This window comes from Erythrobacter sp. S57(2025) (genome assembly GCF_057365055.1).
The window spans coordinates 729,596-752,093 of the sequence record NZ_CP200299.1; the positions used below are offsets into that span (position 1 = coordinate 729,596).

Sequence of the window (22,498 nt, forward strand, 5' to 3'; positions counted from 1 at the left end):
CTGAAACACTGACATCCATTCCTATTCGAACCTAGAGCGGACATCTTGCAGTCAGTGATTTTGAGACCAGGACTGCCAATCCTGCCCCAGCGATCTGGCTTACAATAAAAAGGGCAACTGACGACGCGGCGATACCCGAGAAACTGTCAGTGGCCGCGCGCGCAAGGGTCACAGCGGGGTTCGCAAAGCTCGTGGACGAGGTGAACCAATATCCTGCGATGATCGCAAGGCCGACAAGCATGGGTACTGATTTTCGCCGCTGGCGAACGGCCATGAGTATCGTGAAAACCAAGAAGAAAGTCGCCGCGACTTCGCCAAGCCATTGACCCGGCCCACCTCGCAAAGTCGACGAGGACTGCCAGGCCGGCGCTTCGAACATGGCATGCGCCAATAAGACACCGAGGAAAGCTGCCGGAATCTGAACGAGGATATAAGCCACCGCGGCGCGAGGCTCAATATCCATTTGCATCGCAAAAGCCACCGTAACAACAGGATTTAAATGCGCCCCGGAGACGGGACTGAGGACCGAGATCAGAACAACTAATCCAGCTCCGGTCGCAATCGCATTGGCCAGCAAGGCAATGCCGGGATCGGATGTGAGTGTTTCAGCCATAATGCCTGAGCCGACTACAATACCGAGTAGAAGAGCTGTGCCCAGCGCCTCGGCTAAGAGACGCTGCGTTAAGTTCGCACCATTATCTAACATTTCCATGATCGTTGACAGATACGTGATATATCAATATGTCAAGAGATATGGAAATTTCAAACGCTCTCGGTGCCTTCGGTGCACTCAGTCAGATTACTCGCCTGAATATTATCCGTCTGCTCGTAAAGACGGGGTGCGATGGGCTGCCCGCTGGCGAGATCGCTGCGATTCTAGATGTTCGTCACAATCTTATGTCCAGTCATCTCAACATCCTCGCGAGCGCCGATCTGGTACAATCCGTCCGGTCGGGACGATCAATCATATATTCCGCAAACTTCAAAACGCTCCGCTCACTACTTAGCTTCCTCATGGCGGATTGCTGTTCCGGCTTGCCGGAAATCGTGAACGGGCTTGAGCAAGAGGCGCTTGCCGCCGCGAAATGACATACCCAAGGAGAACTTTGATGAAGCGCCTGCACATTCATGTGAGTGTCGACGACTTGAATACCTCGCTGCGCTTTTACAACGCGCTGTTCGGGCAGGAGCCGACGGTCCTGAAGGATGATTATGCAAAGTGGGAAGTCGAGGACCCGCGTGTCAATATTGCAATCAGTCAAAAGTCCGGCAACGTCGCTGGCGTCAACCACCTAGGTATCCAAGCGGTGGACGACGCCGGGCTGAACGAACTCTACGAGCGCCTTGAAGGCGCGAGCGTTGCAATGCTCGAGGAGCGCGGTGCGCGATGCTGTTATGCCGAGAGCGACAAACACTGGGCGACCGACCCGCAAGGCGTAGTCTGGGAAATGTTCCGCACAATGGGGACAGGTACGACCTATGGCAAAGACCGAGGGCTAGCTATGTCTACCAAAGGCGCTTTAACAACTGGCACCGAAACGAGCCCCGCATCTTGCTGCTAGGGCGCTGTCATAGTTAAGTGTTGCGCGCTATTGGCCGCCTCGAAGCAGCCCAACTTTCTTGGTGAACGCCAGCATCTAACTCGCAATCCGAAAGCCCGCATTAGTCCACCTGTTACACTTTCCTACGGCCCCCTTATTAGCCTAAAGCGTTGGGCATGAACACTGTTGCTCTTCACACCACGGTTTGGACAAAATACGCATCGTTTGAGCGGGGAGCTTTTTCTTTTCTAGGGCCGTGTAACATGCGGTCCATGTCTGGGCTAAGTGCCTGTAATCGCGAGGTTTGCCTTGGAGCTTGAGATTGACCTTGAAGGCTTGCCTGAAGAGGGTGGTGATGGCGAGTGGGAGGCTCTGGTGAACCGCGTTGCTGGGGCGGCTTGTGAGGTCGCGCCGGAGCTTGCCAATGAGCGCTTGCATGTGAGTGTGCTCTTCACATCGGACGCAGAAGTGCACACGCTCAACCGCGAATGGCGTGACCGGGATAAGCCCACCAACGTGCTCAGCTTCCCGATGCTGGAACGGACTGAGCTGCTTGGGCTTGCAGTTGAGGGGCCTCCGGTGATGCTGGGTGACATTGCGCTCGCGCATGAGACCTGCACGCGAGAGGCGGCGGAAAAGGGCTTTTCGCTCGACCAGCATGCGAGCCATCTGATACTTCATGGTCTGCTCCATCTGGCAGGGCATGATCACGTCGAAAGCGACGAACAGGCCGATGCGATGGAGTGTTTGGAGATACAGGCTCTTGCAAAACTGGGCCTGCCTAACCCATATGAAGAAACCACTTAGGAGGAGCACCCTCAAAGGGATATGCCCGATTCATCGAATACCGCAGGAGATGCGGAGAGTAGCAAGGGGCTTTGGCCCCTAATCAAGAAATGGGTCGGAGCCGGTGACGGCGATCGCTCGCTGCGTGCGCAGCTCGAAGAGGCGATTGACGAACACGAAGACGAAAACAGCGATGATGTCGAGCATGACAGCTCGAACGGTAATGGCGACCTGTCGCCTGTTGAACGTCAGATGCTGCGCAATCTGCTGCACTTTTCAGAGCATGACGCCGATGACGTGGCCGTGCCGCGCGGAGAGATCGTCGCAGTGGACGCCTCGGTGTCGTGGGAGGAGCTGGTCGAAGCGTTCTCAAACAACGCGCATTCACGCATGCCGGTCTATCGCGAGACGCTCGATGATGTGATCGGGATGATCCATATCAAGGACGTGTTCGGCTTTCTGGCGAATGGCAAGAAGCCTCCGCGTGATTGGACCGTGCTCATGCGTCAGCCACTCTATGTGCCGCAGAAACGCGGCGCGCTTGACGTTCTGGCGGACATGCGGTTGCGCCGCGTGCACTTGGCTGTTGTGCTTGATGAGTTCTCAGGCACAGACGGGCTCATCACGATCGAGGATCTGGTCGAAGAGATCGTCGGTGAGATTGAGGATGAGCATGACGAAACGCCCGAAGCGCTGATCGTGCCAATTGGCGAAGGGATGTGGGATTGCGATGCCCGCGCTGAGCTGGAAGATGTGGCTGAGCAAGTCGATCCAAGGCTGGGCGAAGTTGAGGAGGCGGTCGATACGCTGGGTGGGCTCGCCTTCGTACTGGCAGAGGCGGTGCCGAGTGTGGGAACCAAGCTTGACCATCCAAGCGGTTGGCGGATTGAGGTTACAGCGGGTAACGATACGCATGTGAAGCGCCTCCGCCTCCACGCCCCCGATCTCAGCGCATCTGAGCAGGTAGGCGAGCCGGACGCAGCTGAGAACGGCTTGCAATAATCGCACTCATATGAAGGTTTCTCACAAAATCCTTCGCATTTTTGCATCTTTGTCGTGGCGCCGCGCGTATCTCCTCGCATAGAGGAGCCTAAGCATGCCATCACGTCGTCTTCCCCCCTGCGCGCGCTCGAAGCTTTTATGCGCACTGTCCGTCTGGGTTCTGCCCGTGCGGCGGCAGAGGAGATTGGTTTAAGCCCATCCGCGCTCTCGCGCCGGATCACCAATCTTGAAGAGTTTGTGGGCAAAAAGCTGTTCACCCGTGCGCGGCAATCCATGCAACTCACTGATGAGGGGCAGGCATTTTATGAGGCGGTGAACCCGCATCTGGAATCGCTTACCCGCGCGGTGGAAAGCCAGTCGGACAATATCTCGCTATTGCGTCTGCATCTGGGCGTGCTTCCGATGTTCGGAAGCCAGCGCCTATTCCCGCGGCTAGGTGAACTGCGCAAACGCCACCCCCTGCTGCACATCGATATCGATACCGCGCCCCATCTGGAAGACCGGGTAGGCGATACTCTGGATGCAGCGATCATCCTGTCTCGTGGTCCGGCAAGCGGTCTGCATGCAGTGCGTCTCGACCATAACCTCGTCCATGCGATATGCTCCAAGGATGTGGCAGTCGTGGTTGGCGACGATATGAATACCGAAGCGCTCGCTAAGCAGACATTCCTGCTACACAATGAGCTGCCTGAGAGCTTCGCTGCATGGAAACAAGCCAATGACCTTGCCGAGATGGAGCCAGCAGCGATCGACCATTACGACTCAGGTCAATTGATGCTTGAAGCGGCGGCGCAGGGGTTGGGCATTGCAATCATGCATGATGATCACCTTCGCCGCGCGGCAGATAGTCGCCTGACGAACTTGCCGGGCGCAGAAGTGCAAAGCCCGTATAGTTATTGGTTTGTGTGCAAGCCGACCGCGCTTGAGATGCGACCTGTACGGCTGTTCCATGATTGGTTGGTTCGCGCGGACCTCTAAGCCAGATCAAACAGCGGCATCATCCGGCACGGCAGGCGCTTTTTCAGCCTCATAGCGCACCGGTGGCACATCATGGGCAAAGTCACGCAGCGGCTTTCCCAGCGCCTCGCACAGCGCCTCTTCGATCCGGCGGCGTGATTCCTGACTAATCGCTTTACGGCCACGGAAATCTGCGGGGCTGAACGGTTCAAGGAATTGGAGCCGCAAAGGGAAAGTACCTTTGCGCGCCAGCACCCGCTTGGCGTTGTTGAGACCGCCTTCTTCGCCGATCCAGCCAATCCATTCAGCGACTTCGCCATAATCAAGCAATACAGGCTGGACGAGCACTCCCGGAGGCGGTGGTTCGAGGACTGAAAGCATGCTGGTCTTAAACGGCAATAGCGACTGACCGTCAGTGGTGGTGCCTTCAGGAAACACGGTTACGGACCACGCATCAGCGAGCGCCTCTTTGAGCGCATTGATCTGTTCTGCAACGCCCATTCGGTGTTCGCGTTTTACGAATACAGTGCGGTTCAGTGATGCGAGCCAACCAACCAAAGGCGCCTGTGCAAGCTCCGCCTTTGCAACGAATGCGGTGCCCGACGCGCCTGCAAGCGAAAGAATATCGAGCCATGAGACATGGTTCGCGACGTAAAAGACATCGCGCTTCAGATGCGTGCCTTCGACCTCAACCTTCGCACCGGAAATCCGCGCCGCATAGCGCAGGAACAGCATGGGGAAGGGCGAGCCATATGCAAAGATGCGAAAGGCATAATGCAGTGGCACAAACACGATCATGAGGATCAGTAGAGCGGTTGCGCGCCGCAAAATGCGAAACCAGCCCCTGATGGAGATCGGCGTGTTTTCTCCTCGCGCGGCCGCCTGGCGCAATGCCCAGGCCTTGTCCTCGGTCGGGGCGTCGATGCCAGTGGCGCTTGCGTTTTGTGTCATGCTGTTTGCGCTCAATCCTCGCGGGAGAGCCGGACCCCGTAAAGTTCCATGCGGTGATCAACCAGGCGGTAGCCGAGTTTTTCGGCAATCTGGCGTTGAAGCGCTTCGACTTCCGGATCTACGAACTCGACGACTTTGCCGGTCTCGACGTCGATCAGATGATCGTGATGCGCCTCTGGCACCGGTTCATAGCGCGAGCGGCCATCGCCAAAGTCGTGACGGTCCAGAATGCCGGCTTCTTCGAATAGGCGGACGGTGCGATAAACGGTTGCGATTGAAATCTTGGGATCAATAGCTGAGGCACGCTGGTGCAGCAGCTCTACATCCGGGTGATCGTCGCTTTCCGACAAAACACGTGCAATCACACGGCGCTGTTCTGTGATGCGCAGGCCCTTTTCGGCGCACAATTGTTCGAGATCGATTGTCTGGTTCAAGCGCTTGCTTCCTGTCTTACGTAGGTCCTGGCCATCCCTCGCGTTGAGATAGGCCCTACTTGGCGGCCTTTGAAGGTCTCATACCTAGGCCATCCACAGGGCTCAAGCTCTGCAAAGTGTCAGTCTAACCCCAAATTGCATGCGAGGACGCCGCCTCCGGCCCGCGATTAAGCCGAAGGCTAGCGATCAAATACAAGCAATTGCGCGGCCTTTGAGCCGTGTTTAGGCGGCCTTGCGACGTCCGCGACCGCTGCCTGGCTTACGGCCAAGACCGATTTTCTTTGCCAGATCGCGGCGCTTCTCAGCATAGTTTGGCGCGACCATCGGGTAATCCGAAGGAAGATTCCAACGCGCACGATACTCTTCTGGCGTCATATCGTAGTTCGTGCGCAGATACCGCTTGAGCATTTTGAGCTTCTTGCCGTCTTCCAAACAGACGATGTAGTCTGGTTTGATTGAGGCGCGGATTGAAACGGCCGGTTCCGGGCGTTCTTCTTCCGCTTTGGCCTCTTCCCCAAGACCAGACAGCGCGCTGTAAACATTAGTGATGAGGTTGGGTACGGCATCCACCGCAACATCATTGTTGCTCAAATGAGCGGCAACAATGTCACTGGTGAGCGTGATGAGTGTTTCTTTCATCTCGATTTCCATGTCTTGCATTTGCATGAGAGTTCCTCGTTTTTTGTTTTTCGGATCTTTGCCCGATTACTCCCGCATGCCTCAGATTAGTAATCTTGGCAAGCAGGCAGAACGCTTATGCGCAACTAAATAGCGACTAATCGCCGGACCTATGCGCCCAATACTAAGCTAAAGTGCGTGAGCGAAAGTAATCGCATCAACGCGTTCACCGTTCGTCAGGCGGTAATATTTGGGCCGCTCACCAATGGGCTGAAAGCCAAGTTTCTCGTAAAGACGCAACGCAGGATTGCCGCGCCGCATCTCAAGAAATATGCGAACTATTCCGCGTTGTCGGGCATCTACAAACAAACGCTTGATCAAACTTTCGCCAAGGCCGCGCTCGCGAAATTCTGGCGCGACCGCAATTAGGAGAAGTTCTTCTTCGTCAGCAGCGTGCCGCGTCAGAACAAATCCCGCAGCTTGTTTTTGATTTGAGGGACTTGCGCCGAATTCGATAATCTCGCCATCGCAGTCTATCAGGACCGCATGAGTTGTCGGCATTACTAGCGCATCGCTGATTTGTCTGCGGTTCCATGCCTCACCATAAGTGGGGTCGAACGCGGCCTCCATCACATACATGATCTGATCGACCAAATCGGTGCTCATCTGGGTTTGGCGAGCGCTCAAGAGGCCGGCACCTTTTGAGGTTTAGCATCGGGCTGACGGCCATAGATTGGGGCCAGATCGCTCGTCAGGATGTTCTTTGGCAGCAAGTCAACACACGATGCATCGCCTAGTGAATTATACTTAGATGTATCTTTTACTGTAAAGTATTCCGACAATTCTTGGGATTTATTTCCAGCAAGCAAATTGTGCTTTGCTTTCAACGCTGCCTTGTCGGGCGGTAAGGAAGACACTTCGTCCTGTGGCGAGCCATCATCTGCAAAGTTTTGGATGAACCATTCGCCGTGCCCTCCATTTATACAGACACTTACGCCTTGTGGTGGGCTTGCTGCATGTTCGTTGCGAGCCATCGCAGCGATCAGGGCGAGGGCGGGGAAGCCAAGGACCTCTGCGTCCCACGCCACGCCAAGCGCGCGCGCTGTCGCGATGCCGATACGCACGCCGGTAAAGCTGCCAGGGCCAAGTGAGACGAGGATGCGATCAGCGCGCCCCTTTTCTGGTAGCGCTGCAATCATGGGGATGAGCGTTTCTGCATGACCCCGGCCAATCACACGGTGATCATGAGCAATCAGCTCGTCGCCTTCAAACAGGGCAACAGAGCATGCTTCACCCGATGTCTCGATGGCTAAAACCCGCATGTCGCAGCCGATGCCTCAGCATCGCGCGTTGTGCAAGCCAGGTTTAAGCAGCGCGCACTTCGCTTACTTCGGGGACGTAATGCTTTAGCAGGCTTTCGATCCCATGCTTTAGCGTCGCTGTGCTTGATGGGCAGCCAGCGCATGCGCCCTGAAGTGTGAGATAAACGACTCCCTTGGAAAAGCCGCGATAGGCAATGTCGCCGCCATCGCTGGCGACAGCAGGGCGCACTCGGCTTTCGAGCAGCTCATGAATGGTTGCGATGATTTCTGCGTCTTCTTCGCGATCTTCAACCACCATTTCGGCGTCTTCAGCCGGCACTGAAATGCCGTCAGCGCTGCCGCCGACGAACAAGGGGGCTTCCGAGACGAAATGGTCGAGCAAGGTTGTGACCACTTGCGATTTCAGCGCACCCCAGTCTGCACCGGGCGCGGCTGTCACAGTCACAAAGTCCCATCCGAAAAAGACATTCACCACTTCGCCGGTGTCAAAGATCGCCTGCGCGAGCGGGCTGGCCTCTGCCGCCTCGGGCGAAGCGAATTCACGCGTGCCCGACGGCATAACCGTGCGGCCCGGCAGGAATTTGAGGCTGGAGGGGTTGGGTGTCGTTTCGGTCTCAATAAACATAGCCTTTTAGATAGGATGCGCTGTGCATGCGGGCAAGGGAGAGCTGCACACACTTCTTTGCGCGACATTCACTGGTCCTTCATGGCTTCCATCCCTATAAAAGCACCATGAACCTTATTCTCCGGGCAAGTTTTGCCCTCTCCGCCTTTGCGGCTCCGGCCATTTTCGTTGTCCCCGTCTCTGCGCAAGAGGCTCAGGCAACGCCCGAAATACCTGCGCCTCAGGCGCTGCAAAGCGAGAATGAGACGCCGTGGCTGTATGAAGGCAGCAACGTGCCTGTCGACCGCGAGTGGCTGTTTGGCGAGATGGAAAACGGCCTTCGCTATGCGGTGCGCCGCAATGGCGTGCCGCCCAATCAGATGTCGATCCGGGTGCGCGTTGATGCAGGTTCCTTGCACGAGGAAGACAGTGAACAAGGCTTCGCTCACCTTCTGGAGCACTTGCTGTTCCGGGAGAGCAAGTATCTGGGACAGGCCGAAGCGATTGCCGCGTGGCAGCGTTTGGGCGCGACGTTTGGCAGCGATGCTAATGCTGAAACCAGCCCGACGCACACCGCTTACAAGCTCGACATTCCCGATATCGACAATGCGAAACTGTCTGAAAGCTTCCGCCTGCTTTCTGGTATGATCCAAGAGCCAGTGTTGAGCGATGAGAATGTCGCAGCAGAACGGCCCATCGTGCTTGCGGAAAAACGCGAACGCGGCGGGGCTGCGGAGCGGGTTAGCACTCTTACAAGGCGCACATTCTTCGCAGGACAGCGCCTGTCAGAACGCAATCCAATCGGCACGGTTGAGACCCTCCAAGGCGCAAATGGGGCCAGTGTTCAGGCGTTTTATGACCGCTGGTATCGCCCGGAAAACACGGTGATTGTGGTCGCCGGAGATGCTGATCCGATGATCTTGGCTGGTTTGGTCGAACAATGGTTTGGTGATTGGGAGGGGACGGGCGCGCCCGGTATCGCTCCTGATTTTGGTGATCCAGTAGCGCCCGATGGCGCGTCGGTCGCCGAAGGCACGCAATTGCCGATTGGTGAGCTTGGCATTGCGATGGAGCCGGATTTGCCGCGCTCGCTGACCTACGCAATCATGCGTCCATGGCGCAAAGTGGACGATACGATTGTCTATAATGAAGGCCTGCTGCTCGATGCTCTCAGCCAAGCGATCATCAATCGCCGGTTGGAGACGCGCGCGCGTGCCGGTGGCTCTTACCTCTACGCACAGGTCCGTCAGGATGATGTCTCGCGCTCAACAGACGCAACCTTTGTGACCGTCGCCCCACTTTCGGGCGATTGGGAATCAGCGCTCGCCGATGTGCGCGGTGTTATTGCCGATGCGATTGCGACGCCTCCCACGCAGGAAGAGATCGACCGTGAGGCTGCAGAATTCGACGTCGCCTTTGCCAATTCGGTCGAGCAGGCCCCTGTGCAAGCGGGCCGCGATCTGGCCGACAATATCGTCAATGCGGTTGATATTCGCGAGACAGTCGCCGCGCCGCAGGTTGTGCTTGATGTGTTTCGCGGGATGAGCAGTCGCTTAAACCCGGCAGAGGTTCATGCCCGAACCAAAGCCTTGTTCGAAGGCGATGTGGTGCGCTCCGTCTATGTGACGCCTGCATTGGGCGAGGCGGATGAAGTCGTGTTGCAAGCGGCTCTAACGCGCGAAGCGACCGTCGATGACACAGCGCGGCTGGCAGCGCAGAGCATATCCTTTGACGAACTGCCCCCTGTGGGCGAGCCGGGCACGATTATTCAGGAAGGGCCACTCGGCATTCTTGAGGTTGAGCAAATCAACTTTGGCAACGGTGCACGTGCGCTGCTCTGGGCCAATGATGCAGAGCCGGGCCGGGTGACGGTGCGCGTGCGCTTTGGCGCAGGCTACCGCGCTTTCGACGAACAATCCGCCGTTTACGCGCCATTGGGCCAGATGGCTCTGGTTGGTTCGGGTCTGGGTGAGTTGGGCCAGAATGAGCTTGACCGCTTGGCAACCGGGCGAAAACTTGGCTTTGATTTTGACATTGATGATGCGGTCTTCACATTCACCGCGCAAACCCGGTCTAGCGATGTGGCCGATCAGCTTTATCTGTTCGCGGCCAAGCTTGGCTCTCCGCGCTGGGATGCTGATCCCATAGTGCGCGCGCGAGCGGCGGCAGAGCTTGCATACAACACCTATTCAACCAGTCCGGGTGCAGTGATCAATCGCGATCTCGACTTCCTGTCCTACGATCGCGACCCTCGCTTTGCGACGCCGACGCCTGAGATGCTGGCAACAGTCACGCCAGAGGGTTTTCGTGAAGTATGGGAGCCGCTGCTTGCGCAAGGCCCAGTCGAAGTCCTGATCTTTGGTGAATTTGATCGCGATGCGATTGTGGAGCAGCTGCGTGTTACCTTTGGCGCATTGCCAGAGCGTCAGCCCATCAGCCCCGAAGTCGCCGCTCGCATTCCCGGCTTTCCCCAAGGGGAGGCTGAACCAACCGTTCTCACCCATCGCGGCGATGCCAATCAGGCGGCGGCCGTAGTGGCGTGGCCAAGCGGAGGCGGTCTTGCGTCTTTGCGCGAATTGCGTCAGCTCGAAATCCTCACACAAATCTTCAACAACCGCGTGCTTGAGGCTCTGCGCGAAAAGGCGGGGGCCAGTTATGCGCCGCAAGTCTTCTCCAATTGGCCGACAGATATCAACGGCGGCGGACGGATCATTGCGCTTGCTCAGTTGGAGCCGGAATATGTCCCGCTGTTCTTTGCTGAGGCTGAGCGGATTTCGCGCGATTTGGCGACCAACCCGCCAACGCTCGATGAAATCAACCGCGTGACCGAACCGCTGAGCCAACGCATCCGCCGGGCATCAACCGGCAATCAGTTCTGGCTGTTCAACCTTGAAGGGGCGAGCCAAGAGCCTGAGCGAGTGACTTTGCTGCGTTCGCTTTTGTCGGATTATTCGCAAACCAACCCGCAAATCATGCAGTTTTTGGCGGACCGCTATTTCGCACAGCGCACGCCAATGAAGCTGGCGGTGATCCCAGAAGGGCAGGAATTGGCGCAGGCTCCCGAAGGCCCATTGGACAATAGCGATGCGGCAGTGCGCCCCATCGGACCGGCTCCAACAGTGCCAACCCGCCCGATCAGTGGGCGGTAGGGCGTGCTGATCGAACCTAGCGATCACAGAGGTTTGCGAAATAATATTGTCGAAATGGCGCATTGCGCTTTACAGATAAAACCGGTGCGTTAGAGCGCGCGCCACCTTAAAGCTTAAGGCGTCCCTTATTGAAGAAGAGAATGAACGTGGCCCAGAATTGGAATCCCACAAGCTGGAAAGAGCACGAAGCACGGCATTTGCCGCATTACGAAGACCCTGCCGAATTGGCTGAGGCTGAGGCGACGCTGGAATCCTATCCGCCGCTGGTCTTTGCAGGCGAGGCGCGCGCGCTCAAATCCGATCTGGGCGATGTGGCCAATGGCAAGGCGTTCTTGCTGCAGGGCGGCGATTGCGCTGAAAGCTTCGCCGAGTTCCACCCGAACAACATCCGCGACACATTCCGCGTGCTGCTGCAAATGGCGGTCGTGATGACCTTCGCCAGCAAGCGTCCTGTGGTGAAGGTTGGCCGGATGGCAGGGCAGTTTGCAAAGCCGCGCTCTGCTGCAACAGAGACAAAGGGCGATATGACCCTGCCGAGCTATTTCGGCGACAATATTAACGGCATTGAGTTTGAGCCGGGCCAGCGTCGCAATGATCCGATGCGGATGGTTCGTGCCTATTCGCAGGCCGCCTCAACGCTCAATCTCCTGCGCGCCTTTGCAGGTGGCGGCTATGCCAATTTGCGGCAGGTTCACCAATGGACGCTCGACTTTATGGGTCGCACGCCGTGGGCTGAGAAATTCGCTCACACAGCGGACCGGATCGGTGAAGCGCTTGATTTCATGGAAGCCTGCGGGATTGATCCTGCGACCGTCCCTCAACTGCAAAAGACCGATTTCTACACCAGTCACGAAGGTCTGCTGCTGCCTTATGAGCAGGCGCTCACTCGGCAGGATTCGCTGACCGGCGATTGGTATGCGACTAGCGCGCATATGCTCTGGATCGGCGACCGCACGCGTTTTCCAGGTAGCGCTCACATCGAATATGCGCGTGGTATCGGTAATCCGCTGGGCATGAAGTGCGGACCCTCGCTTGAGCCTGATGCGCTGATCGAATTGCTCGACATCCTCAATCCTTCGCGCGAAGCAGGACGGATCACGCTAATCAGCCGCTTTGGTCATGACAAGGTCGAAGAAGGGCTGCCCAAGCTTATCCGCGCGGTCGAACGCGAAGGGCATTCTGTGGTGTGGAGCTGCGATCCGATGCACGGCAATGTCATAAAATCCGAAAGCGGATTTAAAACCCGGCCATTCGAACGTATCCTCACAGAAGTGAAGGGCTTCTTCGCGGTTCACCGCGCGGAAGGCACACATCCCGGCGGCATCCATATCGAGATGACCGGCCAAGATGTGACAGAATGCACAGGCGGCGCGGTTGAGATTACCGATGAAGCGTTGGGCGCTCGCTATCGTACGCATTGCGATCCGCGCCTGAACGCTGAACAATCGCTCGAACTCGCATTTTTGCTGGCAGAGATGCTTAACAGTGAGATCGGCGAACAGCGCGCTGCCGACGCTGCTTAGTCACTTGTATGGTTAACACCGCATTCTCGGGGGGTAGGTAGCCCCTCGGGGGAGCGTGTGCGAATATCACACACCGGTTGGCGCCTATTGCTGCCAATTGAAATGGTGTTCGCTTCTTTCGCCTCGATTGATCAAACCTCAAGTAACGGCCCGCTCCCCCCTAGTGCGGCTGACAAAAGCTCTATGATCGGTGCGTTTGCGGGTCCTGATACGCTGATCTTGGTGTGCTTGGTCCTCGGATTGGTGGCGATGGGAGCAGTGGCCAAGGTTTTCATCGCCCGGCGCGAGGCACGCAGCGCTGCTAGGTTGGCTCGATCACGCGCGACAGCCATGCGCGAGCTTCTCAAGACAATGCGTATGGCGGAAAGCATCGCAGGGATCGGGATTTGGCAATACGATCCCAGCACAGGCGTTCAGCAATGGTCAGATGGGCTCAAGAAACTTTTCGGGATCGAAGGCGAAGAAGAGTTCGTAGAAGGTGATGCAGAAACCCTGCTATTTGCCAACAATATCGATCTGATCGGTAAAGTGCGCGAGTATAACCACGAGCGCGAGACCTATGCGATGCAATTCGATATCTTTGGCTATGATGGGCGCTCAAAGACGATTGCGGTTCATGCCTGCAATTTGCGCGATGCGCATGGCGGAGTGCAACGGGTGGTCGCCGTGGTCCGTGATGAAACCGAGCAAGTGATGCGCGAAAGGGCGCTGAAATCCTCGCGCGAGAAAGCCATGCATCAGGCGCGCGAGGCTCGCATTCAGGCGGATACGGATTCGCTCACCGGCCTTGCAAATCGACGCCGGATTATGCGCGAGCTGGATCGCATGGTGATCGATGCGCGGGTGACGCAAATGCCGCTGGTGCTGATTATGTTCGACATCGACCGGTTTAAGGCTGTGAATGACACATATGGCCATCCCGCAGGCGATCAGGTCCTCCAACGCGTCGCGAAAATCGCGACCGAGCAAGCGCGTGATTTGGATATAATAGGGCGCGTGGGCGGTGAGGAATTCGTCTGGGTTATACCCGGCGGTTCAGACGGCATGGCCCGCATCATGAGCGAACGACTGCGCCAGGCAGTGGCGAGCGGCAGCGCCGTTGATAACGTGCCTGCGGTGACGATCAGCGTTGGCTACACAGCCATTCAAGCAGGCGACACGGCGTTGTCGCTGTTCGCACGGGCGGATGGCGCGCTTTACGAAGCGAAGCATTCCGGCCGTAACCGAGTGCGAATGGCGGCCTGAACACCGCGGCTCCAAATGCGACTATGCGACAATTCGTCGCGGTCAAACAAAGCGTTCGCCTTTCATTTGTCACGCAACTGCGCCATCGTCTTTGAGAACACTTAGAGCCGATTTGGAGCGGGCGCTTGCCGCAACACCCATTGCCTGACCTATCTGAGGACGCCGAACCCGGCGCTCTTGCTCAGCATTTCTATGACACGCGTGCCTTGATGGAGGGGCTGGTTGGGCCGCTGTCTGACGCAGATGCGACGATCCAATCGATGGAAGATGCCAGCCCTGCCAAATGGCACTTGGCGCATACGACTTGGTTTTGGGAGACATTCCTGCTGCGCGACCATGCACCGGGATATGCGCTCACCAATGAAGATTGGCCGTTCCTGTTCAATTCCTATTACGAGGCTGAGGGCGCGCGAATTGACCGGTTTGCGCGCGGTATGCTGTCGCGGCCCACGCTTGACGAGATCCTTGGTTGGCGCGCCGCGATTACCCGCGCGATGGAGCCGCTGCTTGAAAATCCTGCGCTTCATGCGTTGATTGAATTGGGCATCGCGCATGAGCAGCAGCATATCGAATTGCTGCTAACTGACATCAAACATGCTTTGTTTCAAAACCCGCTTGGGGTGGCGATGTGGGATGGAGAGCCGGAACGCACAGAAGCGATCGATACAGGCTGGCAACACCATCCCGGCGGTATTGCCAGTCTTGGGCATTCTGGCGATGGCTTTGCCTTCGACAATGAGGGGCCCGCGCATCGTGTCTTGCTTGAACCTTTTGCGCTTGCCAGCACGCTTATCACCAATCGCGAATGGGACGAATTTGTCGATGATGGCGGGTATGAAACGCCGTCTTTGTGGCTCGCCGATGGTCTCGGCTGGGTGCGCGAACACGGAATCACTGCGCCGCTTTACTGGCGCAAAGGCGAGCACTTCACCCATCAAGGTTGGCAACCGCGCGATCCCAATGCGCCGGTGTCGCATATCTCCTATTACGAGGCGGATGCCTTCGCGACTTGGGCGGGAGCGCGCCTTCCGACAGAGTTTGAATGGGAGGCGATCGCGCAAAGCCATGATGCGGCAGGCGGCAACCAATTGGATGGACCGGCTGCGCCATTGCCACACGGTAGCGAGAATTTGTTCGGCGATTGCTGGCAATTCACCCGCTCAGCCTATCTGCCCTATCCACGCTTTGCCCCAGCAAGCGGCGCAGTGGGCGAATATAACGGCAAATTCATGAGCGGTCAGTTCGTCCTCAAAGGCGCAAGCTGCGCAACCGTGCGCGGCCATTCGCGCAGCACCTATCGCAATTTCTTCTACCCGCACCAGCGCTGGCAATTCACCGGGCTCCGGCTCGCAAAGGACGTATGAATGAGCACCACCGAAGGCCTCAAACTGGTCGAGCTTGACGATAGCGGGGTTGATACAGCGTTCCGCGCCGATGTGCTCGCAGGATTGGCGCAAGGGCAAAAGGCGATTCCTGCGCGCTGGCTGTATGACGATGCCGGATCGCAATTGTTTGAGGATATAACGCAGCTGCCCGAATATTATCCAACCCGCGCCGAGACCGAGATCTTGCAGGATCAGGGCGACAGCTTTGCCGCAATGATTGGTGAAGGGCGCGCGGTGGTGGAATTTGGCTCTGGCTCCTCAGTGAAAACGCCTCTCCTGCTTTCCGCGATTTGTCCTGCTGCCTATGTACCGCTCGACATCTCGGGTGACTTCCTGCGCGCGGCGGCTGCCGATCTGGCGCAAAAATTTCCCGGGCTTCCGGTCTATCCGGTCGAGGCTGATTTTATGCGGCTGGTTGCGCTGCCTGAAGCGATTGCCGACATGCCAAAGCTTGGCTTTTTTCCCGGTTCTACCATCGGCAATATGGTCGCCCGGACGGCGGTCGATCTGCTACGAAATATGCGCGAGACTTTGGGCGTGGGCGCTCAGCTTTTGATTGGGATGGACCTGATCAAGGATGAGGAAGTCTTGGTCGCAGCCTATGATGATGCGGCGGGCGTGACTGCGCAGTTCAACTATAACCTCATCCACCGCATCAACCGCGAACTGGGCGGCGATATCGCGGTTGATGCGCTCAGCCATGAAGCGCGCTGGAATGATGATATGGCGCGGATCGAGATGCACTTGGTCGCGGGCGAAGACCTAGCATTCGCGGTCGATGGTCAGCGATTTGCGATGGCCAAAGGTGAGACGATCCATACCGAAAACAGCCATAAGTTTAACCGGCGCACTTCCAATATGCTGCTGCTTGCCGGGGGCTGGGAGCCAAGGGCGCGCTGGCTGGATAGCAAGGGGCGTTTCTCGCTGATTTTGGCTGAGGCGGGCGCGCCGCGCTCTGCCCCATAGAAACTTCGTGGAAACAGACAGGTCTTTCATGCATTAGGCGCGCATGGACGGAAAATTCAGCGATATTCTCATCATCGGGGCCGGCATGGCTGGCCTGACTTGCGCGACGAAGCTGGCAGCGAGCGGGCAGTCCGTTCGCGTGCTCGATAAAGGGCGCGGTCCGGGTGGCCGGATGGCTGCTCGCCGTGCGGAAGTGGCGGGTGAAACAGTGAGTTTTGACCACGGCGCACAGTATTTCACCGCTCGTGATCCCGGTTTTCAAGCGGCGGTTTCAGGCTGGGAAGCGCAAGGTGCAGTGTCGAAATGGCCTGCTGCCGGAGAGGACGCTTGGGTCGGAACCCCCGGTATGAACGGCCCGATTCGCGCCATGGCGGAAGCGCTCGACGTGCGCTGGAGCACCCGCGCGCTCACGATCACTCGCGAGGAAGACAAGTGGCTGGTGGACGCAGGGGAGGAGCTTTTCTCTGCAACCACGTTGCTGATCGCTGTTCCCGCAGAGCAAGCCGCCGAATTGCTGGCCACCATCGCGCCTGAACTCGCAAAGATCCCTGAGTTGGTTCAATCTGAGCCGTGCTGGGCCGTCATGGCGTCATTTGAGCAGCCATTGCCAGTTGAAGCGGATGCGATGCGCGATGCGGAGTCCGCGATCTCTTGGGCAGCGCGCAACTCTGCAAAGCCAGGTCGCATAGGCGGCGAGGGCTGGGTACTGCACGCATCGCCTGCACGCAGCCGCGAAGTGCTCAATCTGCCCAAGGAGGAAGTGGGAGCACTGCTGCTCGCTGACTTCTTCGCGCAGGCCCGGATCGACCCCGTAGAGCCCGTACACATGGCTGCTCACCGCTGGCTTTACGCCATGCCGGCAAGCATCAAAGGCGAGCCTGCGCGGTTTGATGCGGGCAATCAAATCGGCATTGCAGGAGATTATCTCCACAGTCCACGCGTCGAGGGAGCTTGGGTTTCAGGCCACGCGCTCGCGCAAATGGTACAGAGCTAGGCGCTACGAATTTCCTCGATGACAGAGCCCAGTTTCCAAACCTTGCATGATGAAGCCTGCGCGCGCGGCGAGCAGACCTATATCGACCCTGCCACCGGCTACACAGTCTTTACCGCTCTAGCACACAAGAAGCGCGGCAAATGCTGCGGTTCAGCCTGCCGGCACTGCCCGTTCGATCATGTGAATGTGAAGTAAGTAAATCACGATTCCGTACGAATTTTCCCAGCACTTCTCGCGCCCGAAGGCGTGGAAAATTCGGCATATTTTGGGAAAGCTGGCTGGGGTGGCAGGGATCGAACCTGCGAATGGCGATACCAAAAACCGCTGCCTTACCACTTGGCTACACCCCAGCAAGTCGCGCGGATATAGCGCCTTCAACGCGGATGTGAAGGCCAGAAATCACTAAAAGTTTCGTGTGCGCAAATTACGCCATTGATTGGCGGCGCTGGGAAAGATCGCTTTCCGCCTCAGCAAGCACCTTTCGGCTGATCCCATAGAACAACAAAGCCGCCGCAGCAGGGATCATAATGCCCGCTGGGATGACGGCGAAGGCGATCTGAATACCCGCCAAAGCCGTCTCACTTTGTTCGGCTTCGGAGACGAAACCTGTCCATTCAAGCACGAAACCCGGAATGGCCGAACCAACGCCGATGCCCGCTTTCACTCCAAAGATTGAAGCCGCAATCACCAAAGCTGTCATCTGCCGGGCGGACTTCCACTCGATATATTCTGCGATGTCGGTGAACATCGAATAAGACAGGACCATCAGCACGCCAAAGCCGATGCCGACCACATATTGCACACCCGTTTGCGGCCAGATGGCGTCGAGCGGCAGGAAGTAGAACAGCGTGATCGTTGTCGCCTTGAGCACGCCAGCTGCCATGAGCAGATGCGATTTCTCAAACCATTTCTGCACGATGCTGCCAAGGATCACACCGCTGACCTGACCAATGGCGAGCGCGGTAAGGAACAGAGCGGCCCTGTCAAAGAAGAGAAAGACCGGCGCGCCATCATCGCCCACGACATATTTGAAGAAGAACGGCGCTGTGGCCGCGCGCGCCGCGATAGACGTCACGCCAAGGATCGCGGCAATCGCAACGGCGATCCATGGCCCGGTGTGGACCAACACCCCGAGATCACCAGAGAGCGAGCCGTTTTCCTTAACCGGCGGAATGCGTTCTTTGGTCGTGGCAAAACTGGTCAACAGGCAGAAAACCGATACGACCGCGATGCAGGAAATGGTCAGCAGCAAACCTAGGCGTTCGTCACCGCCGCCAAGCTCGCGCACTAGCGTGGTGCCAAGTGCGCCGACCAAAATCCCTCCTGCAGCGGAGAAAAACATACGAAAAGCGGTGACATTGGCACGGGTTTTGGAAGAGGGCGAGATCACTCCCAGTAAACCGCCATAGGGAACATTCACCGCCGTGAAGGCCAACATGCAAAGCGTGTAGGTGACATAGGCCCAGATCAGCAGCGCTGTGCCGCCCATATCCTCAGGAGCGCTGAACACCAGCACCATGGTGATGCCAAGCGGTATGGGAGCAAACAGGAGATAGGGCCGATACCGCCCCCAACGCGTGCGGGTCCGGTCGGATATTGCCCCCATCATCGGGTCAGTCACCGCGTCAATCAGCTTGGTGATGAGCAGCATCAAGCCAATGGCAGCAGGGGCAAGTCCGCCCAAATCGACGAAGAAGTAGAGCAGGAAGAAACCGAAGAAATTGAGCATCAGGCCCGAGGCCAGATCGCCCACGCCATAGCCCAGCTTTTCGCCAACGCGCAGTTCGTCTTGATTGCTTTGGGCCAAGCTTAGTCCTTCGCTGCGCTTTCAAATGATCATGGGCCGGAAGCGCGATAACTTCCAGCCCATTTTCAATTCATTTGATTGGCGACCCTAGAAGGTGAAGTCGAGGTTTTTGCCTTCGAAGTCAGCGGCTGAGTGGCGTTCGAGCAATTGCTGGTCTTCGTCACCCCAAACCTTGTTCACCAACCGACCGCGCTGCACGCCGGGCCGGGCGGCAATTTCACGCGCCCAGCGTCCGACATGTTTGTATTCGTCGATGGACAGGAAGGTCTTGGCCTCGTTGTAGATCGTGCCTGCAACGAACGGTGCGAGCCATGGGAAGTTCGCCATGTCCGCAATGGTGTAGTCGTCGCCTGCAAGGAAGCGCGTTTTGCCAAGCTGCTGGTCAGCCACGTCAAAAATGCGTTTTGTTTCCATCGCATAACGGTTGATCGGATATTCGAATTTCTCCGGCGCATAGGCGTAGAAATGGCCAAAACCGCCGCCAATGAAGGGGCCTGTTCCGACTTGCCAAAACACCCAGCTGAGCACTTCTGCGCGCGCGGCTGGATCAGTGGGCAGAAACTCGCCGAATTTTTCTGCAAGGTGCACTAGGATCGCGCCGCTTTCGAACACACGGAATTCGGTGTCTCCGCTGGCATCGATCAGCGCCGGGATCTTGGAGTTCGGGTTGATCCCAACAAAGCCACTGGTGAATTGCACGCCTTCGCCAATATTGACGGTGTATGCGTCGTATTCCGCGCCCGAATGGCCCTTTTCAAGCAGTTCTTCGAGCATGATCGTCACCTTCACCCCGTTGGGCGTGGCGAGCGAATGCAGTTGAAACGGATTGTCGCCGCGCGGCAATTCCTTCTCTTCGCGCGCGCCTGCGGTCGGCCGGTTAATACTGGCAAAGCGGCCGCCGCTTTCCGTGTCGCTGCTCCAGACTTCGGGGGGAGTGTAGGTTGGGTCTGCCATATTCGGTGCCTTCCAATAGATCATTTACATCCGTTGGTTCGAGAATTGGGGCATTGGCGCCTGCTTCGCAAGACTAGCAAGGGACCGCTTTTGCTTGCGTGTTTGAAAGCATTGGTTTGCGAGCCGTGCGACTTGGCTTGGCTAGGAACCTTAGAGTTTTGTCGCTAGAGGTGCGCACATGAGTGAACAGACGCACCCATTTTACGATATGCATGCTCACGGCTTTGTCCGTGTGGCAACTGCGACACCATGCCACCGCACCGGCGATGTGGACTTCAATGTGAAGGGCATTCTGGCCGAGGCGCGAAAGGCGCATGAGGGCAATGTCGATCTCGTCGTGTACCCGGAACTGTGCGTTTCTTCGTACACGCTCGACGACCTGCATCTGCAAAACGCAATGCTCGACGCAAGCGAAGCGGCATTGAGCGAGATTGCGGAAGCCAGCGCCGAGCTAGCGCCGGTTCTCGTGGTGGGCGCTCCTCTGCGGCGCAATTCCAAGATCTACAATTGCGCGATTGTGATTGCGGGTGGTGAGATTTTGGGCGCGATCCCCAAAAGCTATCTGCCCAACTACCGCGAGTTTTATGAGAAGCGCTACTTCGCGCATGGTCGCAACTGCCAAGACCTCTGGATCGGCGTTGGCGGCGAGGAAGTGCCGTTTGGAACCGACCTCGTTTTCTCTGCGTCCAACATCTCCGGCTTCACATTCGGCGTTGAGATTTGCGAAGACTTTTGGGCACCCAATCCTCCGGGAACTAAGGCCGCGCTCGCAGGGGCTTTGATCCTGTGCAACCTCTCAGCCTCGCCGATTACGATTGGCCGCGCGGATGATCGCCATCTGCACTGCCGCTCCATGAGCGCGCGCTCGATTTGCGCCTATGTCTATTCGGCCAGCGGGCATGGGGAGAGCACGACCGATCTTGCTTGGGATGGTCAGGGCGTAATTTACGAAATGGGCGGACTGCTCGCTGAAAGCGCGCGGTTCGACCTCGACCCCGAGCTGTGCGTTGTTGATATCGACACCGACCGGATCGCGGGCGAGCGGATGCGGAACCAGACCTTTGCCGATGCTGCTGAGGCCGAAGACCGTCCCGAAGACTGGTATCGCCGCATCGTGTTTGAGCATGCATGCGAAGAGGGCGACATCGGCCTCAATCGTCCCTTGCGCCGCTTCCCCTTCGTGCCCAATGATCCCAAAACCCTGGATGAGGATTGCTACGAGGCATTCAACATTCAGGTTGATGCTTTGATGCGCCGGATTGAGGCAACGAAAGCCAAGAGCCTGATCATCGGCATTTCCGGTGGGCTTGATAGCACGCACGCGCTGATCGTGGCGAGCAAGGCATGTGACCGGCTCGGCCTGCCTCGCACCACCATTCGCGGATACACCATGCCCGGCTTTGGCACGTCAGATGGCACCAAATCCAATGCATGGAAGCTGATGGAAGCGTTCGGCATCACCGCTGAAGAGATCGATATCAAACCCGCCGCCACCCGCATGCTCGAAGACATGGGGCACCCTTTCTCACAAGGTGAGCCGCAATATGACGTGACGTTTGAAAACGTGCAGGCGGGGCTTCGCACCGATTATCTGTTCCGCCTTGCTGGCCAGCATCATGGGTTCGTCGTCGGAACCGGGGACCTCTCCGAACTCGCGCTTGGCTGGTGCACCTATGGCGTGGGCGACCACATGAGCCACTACGGCGTCAATTCGGGCGTGCCCAAGACACTCATCCGCTATCTGATCCGCTGGACGGTCGAGACCGGACAGTTTTCAGAAGCCTGCGGCGACATTCTGATGAGCGTCTATGACACGGTGATCTCGCCCGAACTCGTGCCCGCAGGCGAAGATGGCGCAATCCAGGATACCGAGGCGCATATCGGCCCGTATGAGCTGAATGACTTCTTCCTCCACCACTGCATCCGCTTCGGTCAGCGACCCGACAAGATCGCGTTCCTCGCATGGCACGCTTGGAAAGATGCCAAGGCAGGAGAGTGGCCCGCCGGCTTCCCAGAAGAGCGCAAGAACGAATACGATCTAGCCGCCATCGCAGGCTGGCTGGAGCAGTTCCTCAAACGCTTCTTCGGCTTCTCGCAGTTCAAACGCAGCGCTTTGCCCAATGGTCCGAAAGTTTCATCGCAAGGAGCGCTTAGCCCGCGCGGCGATTGGCGCGCGCCCTCTGATGCGGTGTCAGATGTTTGGCTGAAGCAGCTGCGCGAGAACCTGCCCGATCTATGACAGCAAAAGGGCCGGAACTCG

The 22,498-nt window shown here is 57.5% G+C and carries 22 protein-coding genes and 1 tRNA gene; 13 read left to right on the forward strand and 10 right to left on the reverse strand.

What is annotated here, in order from left to right; translation table 11 throughout:
- Positions 1 to 31: 31 nt before the first annotated feature.
- Positions 32 to 706, reverse strand: a complete 675-nt coding sequence (locus tag AC0V6N_RS03400) for an aquaporin (protein WP_486170188.1) — start codon at positions 704 to 706, stop codon at positions 32 to 34.
- Between the two features lie 47 nt (positions 707 to 753).
- Between AC0V6N_RS03400 and AC0V6N_RS03405 the strand changes: the two genes are divergently transcribed.
- The 5 genes from AC0V6N_RS03405 to AC0V6N_RS03425 all read left to right on the forward strand — a co-directional run bounded on the left by AC0V6N_RS03405 (position 754) and on the right by AC0V6N_RS03425 (position 4,307).
- Positions 754 to 1,089, forward strand: coding sequence for an ArsR/SmtB family transcription factor (locus AC0V6N_RS03405; RefSeq protein ID WP_486170189.1), 336 nt, complete (start codon positions 754 to 756; stop codon positions 1,087 to 1,089).
- A 20-nt stretch (positions 1,090 to 1,109) separates the two neighbouring features.
- Positions 1,110 to 1,562, forward strand: a complete 453-nt coding sequence (locus AC0V6N_RS03410) for an ArsI/CadI family heavy metal resistance metalloenzyme (protein WP_486170190.1) — start codon at positions 1,110 to 1,112, stop codon at positions 1,560 to 1,562.
- Positions 1,563 to 1,850: 288 nt separating this feature from the next.
- On the forward strand, positions 1,851 to 2,348 hold the full coding sequence (gene ybeY / locus AC0V6N_RS03415; RefSeq protein ID WP_486170191.1) for an rRNA maturation RNase YbeY: 498 nt from the start codon (positions 1,851 to 1,853) through the stop codon (positions 2,346 to 2,348).
- 21 nt (positions 2,349 to 2,369) lie between these two features.
- On the forward strand, positions 2,370 to 3,329 hold the full coding sequence (locus AC0V6N_RS03420; RefSeq protein WP_486170192.1) for a hemolysin family protein: 960 nt from the start codon (positions 2,370 to 2,372) through the stop codon (positions 3,327 to 3,329).
- Between the two features lie 138 nt (positions 3,330 to 3,467).
- Positions 3,468 to 4,307 (forward strand): LysR family transcriptional regulator, encoded by an 840-nt coding sequence (locus AC0V6N_RS03425; RefSeq protein WP_486170193.1) that lies wholly within the window; start codon positions 3,468 to 3,470, stop codon positions 4,305 to 4,307.
- A gap of 6 nt (positions 4,308 to 4,313) precedes the next feature.
- Here the strand turns inward: AC0V6N_RS03425 and AC0V6N_RS03430 are convergent, their stop codons facing one another.
- The 6 genes from AC0V6N_RS03430 to AC0V6N_RS03455 all read right to left on the reverse strand — a co-directional run bounded on the left by AC0V6N_RS03430 (position 4,314) and on the right by AC0V6N_RS03455 (position 8,236).
- The gene (locus tag AC0V6N_RS03430; protein ID WP_486170194.1) at positions 4,314 to 5,237 is read right to left on the reverse strand and encodes a lysophospholipid acyltransferase family protein; all 924 of its coding nucleotides are present in this window, start codon (positions 5,235 to 5,237) and stop codon (positions 4,314 to 4,316) included.
- 11 nt (positions 5,238 to 5,248) lie between these two features.
- The gene (locus tag AC0V6N_RS03435; protein ID WP_486170195.1) at positions 5,249 to 5,671 is read right to left on the reverse strand and encodes a Fur family transcriptional regulator; all 423 of its coding nucleotides are present in this window, start codon (positions 5,669 to 5,671) and stop codon (positions 5,249 to 5,251) included.
- 222 nt (positions 5,672 to 5,893) lie between these two features.
- Positions 5,894 to 6,331, reverse strand: coding sequence for a Ros/MucR family transcriptional regulator (locus AC0V6N_RS03440; RefSeq protein WP_486172415.1), 438 nt, complete (start codon positions 6,329 to 6,331; stop codon positions 5,894 to 5,896).
- A 147-nt stretch (positions 6,332 to 6,478) separates the two neighbouring features.
- Positions 6,479 to 6,976: a GNAT family N-acetyltransferase gene (locus tag AC0V6N_RS03445; protein ID WP_486170196.1), complete on the reverse strand. Its 498-nt coding sequence runs from the start codon at positions 6,974 to 6,976 to the stop codon at positions 6,479 to 6,481.
- Positions 6,973 to 7,611 carry a tRNA (adenosine(37)-N6)-threonylcarbamoyltransferase complex dimerization subunit type 1 TsaB gene (tsaB, locus tag AC0V6N_RS03450; protein ID WP_486170197.1) on the reverse strand — a complete coding sequence of 213 codons (639 nt, stop codon included), beginning with the start codon at positions 7,609 to 7,611 and terminating at the stop codon, positions 6,973 to 6,975. The genes AC0V6N_RS03445 and tsaB overlap by 4 nt, the downstream gene beginning before the upstream one ends.
- Positions 7,612 to 7,654: 43 nt before the next feature.
- Positions 7,655 to 8,236 carry a NifU family protein gene (locus tag AC0V6N_RS03455; RefSeq protein WP_486170198.1) on the reverse strand — a complete coding sequence of 194 codons (582 nt, stop codon included), beginning with the start codon at positions 8,234 to 8,236 and terminating at the stop codon, positions 7,655 to 7,657.
- A gap of 107 nt (positions 8,237 to 8,343) precedes the next feature.
- Here AC0V6N_RS03455 and AC0V6N_RS03460 point away from each other — a divergent pair, with 107 nt between their 5' ends.
- The 7 genes from AC0V6N_RS03460 to AC0V6N_RS03490 all read left to right on the forward strand — a co-directional run bounded on the left by AC0V6N_RS03460 (position 8,344) and on the right by AC0V6N_RS03490 (position 17,672).
- A complete protein-coding gene (locus AC0V6N_RS03460) occupies positions 8,344 to 11,364 on the forward strand; it encodes a M16 family metallopeptidase (protein WP_486170199.1) in 3,021 nt (1,006 codons plus the stop codon).
- A 146-nt stretch (positions 11,365 to 11,510) separates the two neighbouring features.
- On the forward strand, positions 11,511 to 12,887 hold the full coding sequence (locus AC0V6N_RS03465) for a class II 3-deoxy-7-phosphoheptulonate synthase (RefSeq protein ID WP_486170200.1): 1,377 nt from the start codon (positions 11,511 to 11,513) through the stop codon (positions 12,885 to 12,887).
- Positions 12,888 to 13,070: 183 nt separating this feature from the next.
- Positions 13,071 to 14,132, forward strand: coding sequence for a GGDEF domain-containing protein (locus AC0V6N_RS03470; protein ID WP_486170201.1), 1,062 nt, complete (start codon positions 13,071 to 13,073; stop codon positions 14,130 to 14,132).
- Positions 14,133 to 14,257: 125 nt separating this feature from the next.
- Complete coding sequence (gene egtB, locus AC0V6N_RS03475) at positions 14,258 to 15,496, forward strand: ergothioneine biosynthesis protein EgtB (protein ID WP_486170202.1); 1,239 nt, start codon at positions 14,258 to 14,260, stop codon at positions 15,494 to 15,496.
- Entirely contained in the window at positions 15,497 to 16,483 is a 987-nt protein-coding gene (gene egtD / locus AC0V6N_RS03480; RefSeq protein ID WP_486170203.1) for an L-histidine N(alpha)-methyltransferase, read from the forward strand. It abuts the gene before it with no gap.
- A gap of 43 nt (positions 16,484 to 16,526) precedes the next feature.
- Positions 16,527 to 17,477 (forward strand): NAD(P)/FAD-dependent oxidoreductase, encoded by a 951-nt coding sequence (locus AC0V6N_RS03485; RefSeq protein ID WP_486170204.1) that lies wholly within the window; start codon positions 16,527 to 16,529, stop codon positions 17,475 to 17,477.
- Positions 17,478 to 17,495: 18 nt separating this feature from the next.
- Complete coding sequence (locus tag AC0V6N_RS03490) at positions 17,496 to 17,672, forward strand: C1orf53 family protein (protein WP_486170205.1); 177 nt, start codon at positions 17,496 to 17,498, stop codon at positions 17,670 to 17,672.
- Between the two features lie 80 nt (positions 17,673 to 17,752).
- Here AC0V6N_RS03490 and AC0V6N_RS03495 read toward each other — a convergent pair.
- The 3 genes from AC0V6N_RS03495 to yghU all read right to left on the reverse strand — a co-directional run bounded on the left by AC0V6N_RS03495 (position 17,753) and on the right by yghU (position 20,238).
- Positions 17,753 to 17,827 (reverse strand) — tRNA-Gln (locus AC0V6N_RS03495).
- Between the two features lie 74 nt (positions 17,828 to 17,901).
- Positions 17,902 to 19,284, reverse strand: a complete 1,383-nt coding sequence (locus tag AC0V6N_RS03500) for an MFS transporter (protein WP_486170206.1) — start codon at positions 19,282 to 19,284, stop codon at positions 17,902 to 17,904.
- Positions 19,285 to 19,371: 87 nt separating this feature from the next.
- Positions 19,372 to 20,238, reverse strand: coding sequence for a glutathione-dependent disulfide-bond oxidoreductase (gene yghU / locus AC0V6N_RS03505; protein WP_486170207.1), 867 nt, complete (start codon positions 20,236 to 20,238; stop codon positions 19,372 to 19,374).
- Between the two features lie 178 nt (positions 20,239 to 20,416).
- On the opposite strand from yghU, the gene AC0V6N_RS03510 reads away from it, so the two are divergent.
- On the forward strand, positions 20,417 to 22,477 hold the full coding sequence (locus tag AC0V6N_RS03510; RefSeq protein ID WP_486170208.1) for an NAD(+) synthase: 2,061 nt from the start codon (positions 20,417 to 20,419) through the stop codon (positions 22,475 to 22,477).
- Positions 22,478 to 22,498: the final 21 nt, after the last annotated feature.

Bases quoted from the DNA above. Each gene is read 5' to 3' on its own strand.
- AC0V6N_RS03510 (WP_486170208.1), top strand. From the start codon at position 20,417: ATGAGTGAACAGACGCACCCATTTTACGATATGCATGCTCACGGCTTT.
- AC0V6N_RS03425 (WP_486170193.1), top strand. From the start codon at position 3,468: ATGCGCACTGTCCGTCTGGGTTCTGCCCGTGCGGCGGCAGAGGAGATT.
- AC0V6N_RS03490 (WP_486170205.1), top strand. From the start codon at position 17,496: ATGACAGAGCCCAGTTTCCAAACCTTGCATGATGAAGCCTGCGCGCGC.
- AC0V6N_RS03400 (WP_486170188.1), bottom strand. From the start codon at position 706: ATGTTAGATAATGGTGCGAACTTAACGCAGCGTCTCTTAGCCGAGGCG.
- AC0V6N_RS03440 (WP_486172415.1), bottom strand. From the start codon at position 6,331: ATGCAAGACATGGAAATCGAGATGAAAGAAACACTCATCACGCTCACC.
- AC0V6N_RS03410 (WP_486170190.1), top strand. From the start codon at position 1,110: ATGAAGCGCCTGCACATTCATGTGAGTGTCGACGACTTGAATACCTCG.
- AC0V6N_RS03430 (WP_486170194.1), bottom strand. From the start codon at position 5,237: ATGACACAAAACGCAAGCGCCACTGGCATCGACGCCCCGACCGAGGAC.
- AC0V6N_RS03485 (WP_486170204.1), top strand. From the start codon at position 16,527: ATGGACGGAAAATTCAGCGATATTCTCATCATCGGGGCCGGCATGGCT.
- AC0V6N_RS03460 (WP_486170199.1), top strand. From the start codon at position 8,344: ATGAACCTTATTCTCCGGGCAAGTTTTGCCCTCTCCGCCTTTGCGGCT.
- AC0V6N_RS03455 (WP_486170198.1), bottom strand. From the start codon at position 8,236: ATGTTTATTGAGACCGAAACGACACCCAACCCCTCCAGCCTCAAATTC.
- egtD (WP_486170203.1), top strand. From the start codon at position 15,497: ATGAGCACCACCGAAGGCCTCAAACTGGTCGAGCTTGACGATAGCGGG.
- yghU (WP_486170207.1), bottom strand. From the start codon at position 20,238: ATGGCAGACCCAACCTACACTCCCCCCGAAGTCTGGAGCAGCGACACG.
- AC0V6N_RS03405 (WP_486170189.1), top strand. From the start codon at position 754: ATGGAAATTTCAAACGCTCTCGGTGCCTTCGGTGCACTCAGTCAGATT.
- AC0V6N_RS03470 (WP_486170201.1), top strand. From the start codon at position 13,071: ATGATCGGTGCGTTTGCGGGTCCTGATACGCTGATCTTGGTGTGCTTG.
- AC0V6N_RS03420 (WP_486170192.1), top strand. From the start codon at position 2,370: ATGCCCGATTCATCGAATACCGCAGGAGATGCGGAGAGTAGCAAGGGG.
- tsaB (WP_486170197.1), bottom strand. From the start codon at position 7,611: ATGCGGGTTTTAGCCATCGAGACATCGGGTGAAGCATGCTCTGTTGCC.